Genomic DNA, 6000 nt, shown 5'->3' with positions numbered 1-6000 from the left:
ATCCGGACAATATGCGCAGATGCACTATGCTCCGATTCGGCGCGGTTTTACAAATGCATAGCGTTTTGACGGAGGTGCTGCCCTTGCGGTGGAAAGCGAGCTTGTGAAGCGGCCGAGTTGTCCGCGGACAACTTCCCTTCGGGCACGTTCGCGCATCTCCAATTAGAGCATAGATTTAATAGACTATTGACAGCGGATCTGATTGTGTCAGGATTGTGTTCAGTTGGCGATTGGATGCATGGAGCTTCCTGATGTTCTATCTCGGTGGAATGACCCTTGGCTATCTTAAGCCGCCCCCGCCTGTGCCGAAGGCGATGAAGACAAAGCGGCAGGCGGAAGTGGATGTCGCCTCGACGACGCTCGACAAGGCGACGTGCGAAGAGTCCGATCGTAATCAGGAATGGGCGCGCGCGTTCCTGACGCCGTGGCACCTCCTTTACTGAGGAGTGAGGCGTGGCGCCGAACTGCGCCGCCCAAGCGTTGACAGCTGTCAACGTGAAAGCCGTTTCAGCCGCCGTGGAAAAGCGCAAATCGGCGAGGGAAGGGCTGTTTCGCGGCTGCGAATTGATTAAGTTCGCTGTCATGGACACCAAGCAAGATCGTTCCGTTTCAAGTGACCCGCCTGGCGATGCGGCCGACAGTCAGGGGCAGGTGCTATCGCTGCACCAGCGCATCCTCGGTGACGTCGAAGGGCGCATTCTTTCCGGGGAGTGGCCACCCGGACACCGCATCCCGTTCGAGCACGAACTGACCGAGCAATATGACTGCTCGCGCATGACGGTGAACAAGGCCCTGACCGAACTCGTCAAGCGCGGGCTGATCGAGCGGCGGCGCAAGTCGGGAAGCTACGTTACCTTTCCGCAGGTCCAGTCCGCCGTCATGGAGATCCACGACGTTAAACTCGAAGTCCAGTCGCTGGGGCTCGATTACAGCTTCCGCGTGGATGAGCGAAAAGTGCGCAAGGTCGAAAGCCGGGATCGTGAACGCCTGGATCTCCCGAGCTCGGGCAAGCTGCTGGACGTAACGTGCCGGCATTTTGCCGGCTCGCGTCCCTTTTGCTTCGAGGAGAGGTTGATCAGCCTTTCTGCGGTTCCGGAGGCCGAAGAGGAAACATTCGAGACCGCGGCGCCCGGTTCGTGGCTGCTCGGCAAGGTACCGTGGAGCACGGCCGAACACCGCATTCGTGCCGTGGCGGCCAGCAAGTCGGCAGCGCAGGCGCTCGGTATCGCCACCGGCACAGCCTGCCTCGTCATCGAGCGGCGGACCTGGAGCGGACGGGCGCCGGTCACGCATGTGCGGCTCACCTATCCCGGCGACCGCCACGAACTCGTTGCGCAGTTCGCGCCCAGCCCCATCGGCTAGTCGAAGGATCGGTTGTCCGCGGACAACCGATGAAGCAGGCCCTCGATCGGCGGTTCCGCGCCGATTATCCTGCGGCGAGGCGCAGCTTCGGTGCCGGTTCGTTGCCGGAAAAAGCGAAGACCTCGATGGGTTCACCGATGCCCCTGACCGGGTAGGCGCCGAGATGCTCCATGCTCGAGGCGCAGCCGGCCAGCTCGACGAAGGCGCGCGACAACAGCACCGGGCGTTTGGTTTCCTTGGTCAGGCTCTCAAGCCTTGAGGCGATGTTGACGGCGGGGCCGATGACGGTGAAGTCGAGCCGGCGGCGCGAGCCGATATTGCCATACATCACGTCGCCGACATGCACGCCGATGCCGTAGCCGAGCGGCTCGCGACCTTTCGAGAGGTTGTCCTGGTTCAGGACGGCGATGGCTGCCTCCGCCTCCCGGATCGCCTGGAGCAGATTCTCCGCGGCGTCGGGGTTGCTTAGCGGAAAGATCGCCAGCAGCCCGTCACCCATGAATTTGAGGATCTCGCCTCCATGGCGCTCGATCGGTTCCGACATGGCGTCGAAATAGGCGTTCAGCAGTTCGATCACGTCGTCGCGCGGCCAGAGATCGGAAAGCTTTGTGAAATTGCGCAGGTCGCAGATCAGGATGGCGGCACCGACGGTGACGCCGCTGCCCCGTGTGGTGGCGCCGGCAAGGATCTGTTCGCTCGCGTGCGGGCCGACATAGGTTTCGAGCAGCGTTCGGACGAAACGGTTCTTCAGCCTGATTTCACTGACCAGCGCCAGCGCCGGCACGATCTTCGCGAGAAAGGCCAGATGTTCGTCTTCGAAGCCGCCCTTCCGGTCGCTGGCAAAGGTGACGATGTGGCGTTTGCCGAGCGTGTGCTCAAGCGGCCAGGCGATGTATTCGGTCAGGCCCTCGGCCCTGAGGTCAACATAGAGCGAGCTCTGTTCCTGCTCTTCCGTCAAGTCCTCGAGGTTGGTTCGAACCTCGGTGCCACCGTTATTGATCACGTAGAGCGGGCTGTTGAGGTAGAGAGCGGTGTTCTGGGTGCCATAGTCGTAGAGATCGATTTCGCCCTCGGCCAGCCCCTTGCGCCACAGGATGCGAGCGCCGAGCCATTGCGGATGGTTGATGCGGAAGTGCAACGTGGCGCGCGCAACCGGAATACCGGCGGCCTGCAGCCGTTCGCCCAACTCGACAAGGATATTGTCGATGAAGCGCTCGTTGCGCGTTTCGATGATCAGCCAGTCGAGCACGCCTTGGCGTCGAGCCGGAAAGCTGCCATCCTCGGGTGACGGCGAGGGGGCCTCAGATGGGGTCTGCATTGCTGTTCTCCATGGCGCTCAAGCGGGTGAAGCCGCGTAAGCCGAACGATGTATCGCAGCAAATGTGGAGCATCGGCACCGCCTTGATAAGGGGCAACCTGAAAAGCTTTTGAGAAATCTGGGGCGGCATGCCGCCGCTTCTGTCAGACGATCGGGCGTGCCGGCGCGGCCGCAGGTCGGCTTCCGTCGATCAGCGGCAAGTGCAGGCGCACCCGCGTGCCACGCCATGGACCGGTGAGAATGTCGATACGGCCGTCGTGGAGCCGGGCGATCTCGCGCGCGAGATTGAGCCCCAGCCCGGCGCCGGTGGAGCGCGGACGCAAGCGATAGAAAGGTTCGAAGACGCGATCGCGCTCCTCTACCGGAATGCCGGGGCCTTCGTCGTGGATTTCGAGCCCGCCGGCGGCATCGACCAGAACGGTGATCGTGCCGGCACCGCCGCCATGTTCGATGGCGTTGCGCAGAAGGTTGGCGACAGCCTGCTCGATCTGCCGCGGCCGCGCGCTGACCAGGGCGCCCGGCGCTTCGGCTTCGAATGCCAGCTCGTAGCCGGCTTCGAACGCAAGCGGTGCGAAGTCCGCTGCCATGACCCTCCCGAGAGAAACGAGGTCGACCACCTCGAGCGGACCGCCGGCATGTTCGAGGACTTGCCGGTCGAGAAGCTGCTGGGCGAGATGCGACAGGCGCTCGATATCGAGCCTCAGGCGGGTGGTTTCGGGGTCTTCCTGCAGAAGCTCGGCGCGGGTCCGCAGGATCGCGATCGGGGTGCGCAATTCATGGGCCGCATCGGTCAGGAAGCGGTTGCGCTGGTCGTATCCCTCTCCCAGTCGCGCCAGGGCCCGGTTGAAGGCCCGCACCAAAGGGGCGATTTCGGTCGGCACTTCCTCGGTTTCGAGCTGCACCGCGCGGTTGTCGATGTCGATGCGCCCCGCCTGGTCGGCGGTCGAGACGAGGCTCGCGAGCGAACGGCGCACGACGGCCGGCGTCGTCAGCAGAGTGGAGACGCCCATGACCAAGACGATCGGCAAAAGGAAGCAAAGGACAACAAGCACGAGCGTCGGCATGACCTCCATCCACGCCGTCCTGCCGTCGAGGTCGCGCGCCATATCGACATTGATGCTGATCTGCACGTCCAACGGCTCATTGTCGCGGCGGGAGGAAACTGTCGCCGCGAGGATCTGGACCCGGCCGGCTTCGGTCTCGACATTGTGGAGGACAGCGTCCGGAAGCGTACCGCCTTCTTCGAAAAGCAATTTCGCCCCCTCCACCCGTTGCAGCAGGTCGCCACAGGCTTCTTCATAGGGGGCAGGGACGTTTCCGTAGCGCACGACCTGGCCGGCGGCGTCGCGGACGATGTACCAGAGATTGGGATAGGACTGGCGAAGCTCGCGCAGGTCCTCGGTCTCGTGCACGGCCAGCACGCCGTTCGCGTCGCGCCCGACGGCGCGGTCGAGCACATCCAAGGCGGCTTCGTTGTCGACGAGCAACCGTGGCTGGGCGATGAACACGCCCAGGAAAAGCAGGCCGATGAAGACGAACAACGTGGCCGCCTGCAGGAGGATCAGCCGACGGACGAGGACCCATTGCAGCGAGCGCGGACGAACCTTGATCATGTCGTCGCGCGCAGGAGATAGCCGAGATTGCGGATCGCCCGGATTTCGACGCCGGCGCCGACGTCGTCGAGCTTGCGGCGCAGGCGCGAAAGATGGGAGTCGAGCGCGTTGGATTCGATCTCGTCTTCCATGGCGTAGACCGATTCTTCCAACGTCGCCCTGAGCACGGTTCGGCCGGGCCGCCGCATCAGCGCTTCGAGCGCAAGCCGTTCCCGGCGCAGAAGGTCGAGAGGCTTGTCGTCCACGGCGGCCTCCCGGTGGCGGAAGTCGTAGATGAGCCGCCCGACCTTGGTCTGCTCCGATTTGAGCGTGACCGGACGGCGGGCAAGCGCGCGCAGCCGCGCCATCAGTTCCTCGACGGCAAAAGGCTTGGAAAGATAATCGTCGGCACCGGCATCGAGCCCGCTGACCCGGTCGTTGATCGATCCCAATGCCGTCAGCATCAGGATCGGCGCCTCGACGCCAAGGCTTCTGAGCTTCGGGATAAGATCCAGCCCCTCGCCATCCGGCACCCGGCGGTCAAGCACGACCACGTCATAGGGCCAGAGTTCGGCAACGGCCTCGGCGTCGGCGAGCGTCGAGACATGATCGACGATCACCTGGCGCCGCGCCAGGGCAGCCTTGAGGGCCGAGGCCATCTCCGGCTCGTCTTCCAGCAGCAAGATGCGCATGCCACTTTCCCTTCTGTGCCCGCATCTATGCGGGTCGCTGATCCGTCACGTCGACTGCCCGAGGCGTCACTCGCATTCCAGCTTCGGCTGGCGGAAGTTGGTGATGTACCAGCGGCCGTGCTGCATCCGGGCGTAGAAGCTATAGAAGCACTCCTGTTCCTCGACATAGCCCGGCGTCGAATACTCCTCGTAGCGCATTCCGCGCCGGGTGTCCCTGATTCCGCCGCTGGATGTGCCGGAGACGACATTCGTTGAGATCTTGCGCCATTGATAGGCGCGCTCGTTCCAGCCGAGATCGAGAACATTGGTGGGCGGACCATAGTCGATGATGACGGATTCGACCGGCTGGCCGATATAGGTCTTCATCGTATCGGATGCACAGCCGGCCAGCAGGGCGGCGGTGGCGGCGAAGCAGGCGAGGGTGCAAAACCCCTTAATGGAGAGCATGACGGATCCCGGTTTTCCTGCAGCGCCAGTCGTCCACGGGACGCGCGAAGCCAGCAGTTGTCGTTGACGTGCCGCCCGTCCGGAACGACTGCGATCCGGAGCGATGCGACGGCTGACCGGGAGCTAAAGGGCCAAGATTACAGGGGCATTGCAGGGCCGGCGCGAAGCTGGCGAAAGCTGCGCCGACGAAGCCGGTGGCGGGGGCAACGGATGTCGTTACTGCCGAAGAAGCGCTGCATACTTCCTAGGCAGCGCGGTCTGTGTCACGTGTTTGCGCTACCTTGGGATCAGCCGCGTAAACCAGGCCCGGCTTGACGATCCACTCGCCCGTGCGAAGTGCCAGTACATCAAAGCCGCCGCTCACCAGGCGCGGTGCCACGCCGACGAAACGATAGACAAGGCCCTCTCCGTCGCGCACGGATTCCCGTATCGGACAACTGCCCAGAGAGCCGATAACGTCGCCCTCGAACGCGACATCCACCAGCATGAAATATTCCGTCGGCAGACGGCGGCTGGCTCTGGAGGAGAGTTTGAACCCGTTTGTGAATTTCATAGTCTTGCTCGTCTGTGACGCCTTCGGAACCGGACA

General features: G+C 63.3%; 7 protein-coding genes. 2 read left to right on the top strand and 5 right to left on the bottom strand.

The window, feature by feature from the left end:
- The first annotated feature begins 251 nt into the window (after positions 1–251).
- On the top strand, positions 252–443 hold the full coding sequence (locus AC3WVQ_RS28570) for a hypothetical protein (protein ID WP_492383294.1): 192 nt from the start codon (positions 252–254) through the stop codon (positions 441–443).
- A gap of 139 nt (positions 444–582) precedes the next feature.
- Positions 583–1362 carry a histidine utilization transcriptional repressor HutC gene (gene hutC, locus AC3WVQ_RS28565; RefSeq protein ID WP_051659117.1) on the top strand — a complete coding sequence of 260 codons (780 nt, stop codon included), beginning with the start codon at positions 583–585 and terminating at the stop codon, positions 1360–1362.
- 64 nt (positions 1363–1426) lie between these two features.
- On the opposite strand, the gene AC3WVQ_RS28560 is transcribed toward hutC, so the two are convergent.
- The 5 genes from AC3WVQ_RS28560 to AC3WVQ_RS28540 all read right to left on the bottom strand — a co-directional run bounded on the left by AC3WVQ_RS28560 (position 1427) and on the right by AC3WVQ_RS28540 (position 5964).
- A complete protein-coding gene (locus tag AC3WVQ_RS28560; protein ID WP_034787751.1) occupies positions 1427–2680 on the bottom strand; it encodes an adenylate/guanylate cyclase domain-containing protein in 1254 nt (417 codons plus the stop codon).
- A gap of 143 nt (positions 2681–2823) precedes the next feature.
- The gene (locus AC3WVQ_RS28555) at positions 2824–4293 is read right to left on the bottom strand and encodes a sensor histidine kinase (RefSeq protein WP_134886295.1); all 1470 of its coding nucleotides are present in this window, start codon (positions 4291–4293) and stop codon (positions 2824–2826) included.
- A complete protein-coding gene (locus AC3WVQ_RS28550) occupies positions 4290–4964 on the bottom strand; it encodes a response regulator transcription factor (RefSeq protein ID WP_034787757.1) in 675 nt (224 codons plus the stop codon). The genes AC3WVQ_RS28555 and AC3WVQ_RS28550 overlap by 4 nt, the downstream gene beginning before the upstream one ends.
- A 66-nt stretch (positions 4965–5030) precedes the next feature.
- A complete protein-coding gene (locus tag AC3WVQ_RS28545) occupies positions 5031–5411 on the bottom strand; it encodes a hypothetical protein (RefSeq protein ID WP_134886296.1) in 381 nt (126 codons plus the stop codon).
- Positions 5412–5655: 244 nt separating this feature from the next.
- Positions 5656–5964, bottom strand: a complete 309-nt coding sequence (locus AC3WVQ_RS28540; RefSeq protein WP_051659110.1) for a hypothetical protein — start codon at positions 5962–5964, stop codon at positions 5656–5658.
- Positions 5965–6000: the final 36 nt, after the last annotated feature.

The organism is Ensifer sp. EB106-05-01-XG146 (genome assembly GCF_058791875.1).
Note: the sequence above shows the minus strand (reverse complement) of the source record. Positions and strands in the feature narration are given on the sequence as shown.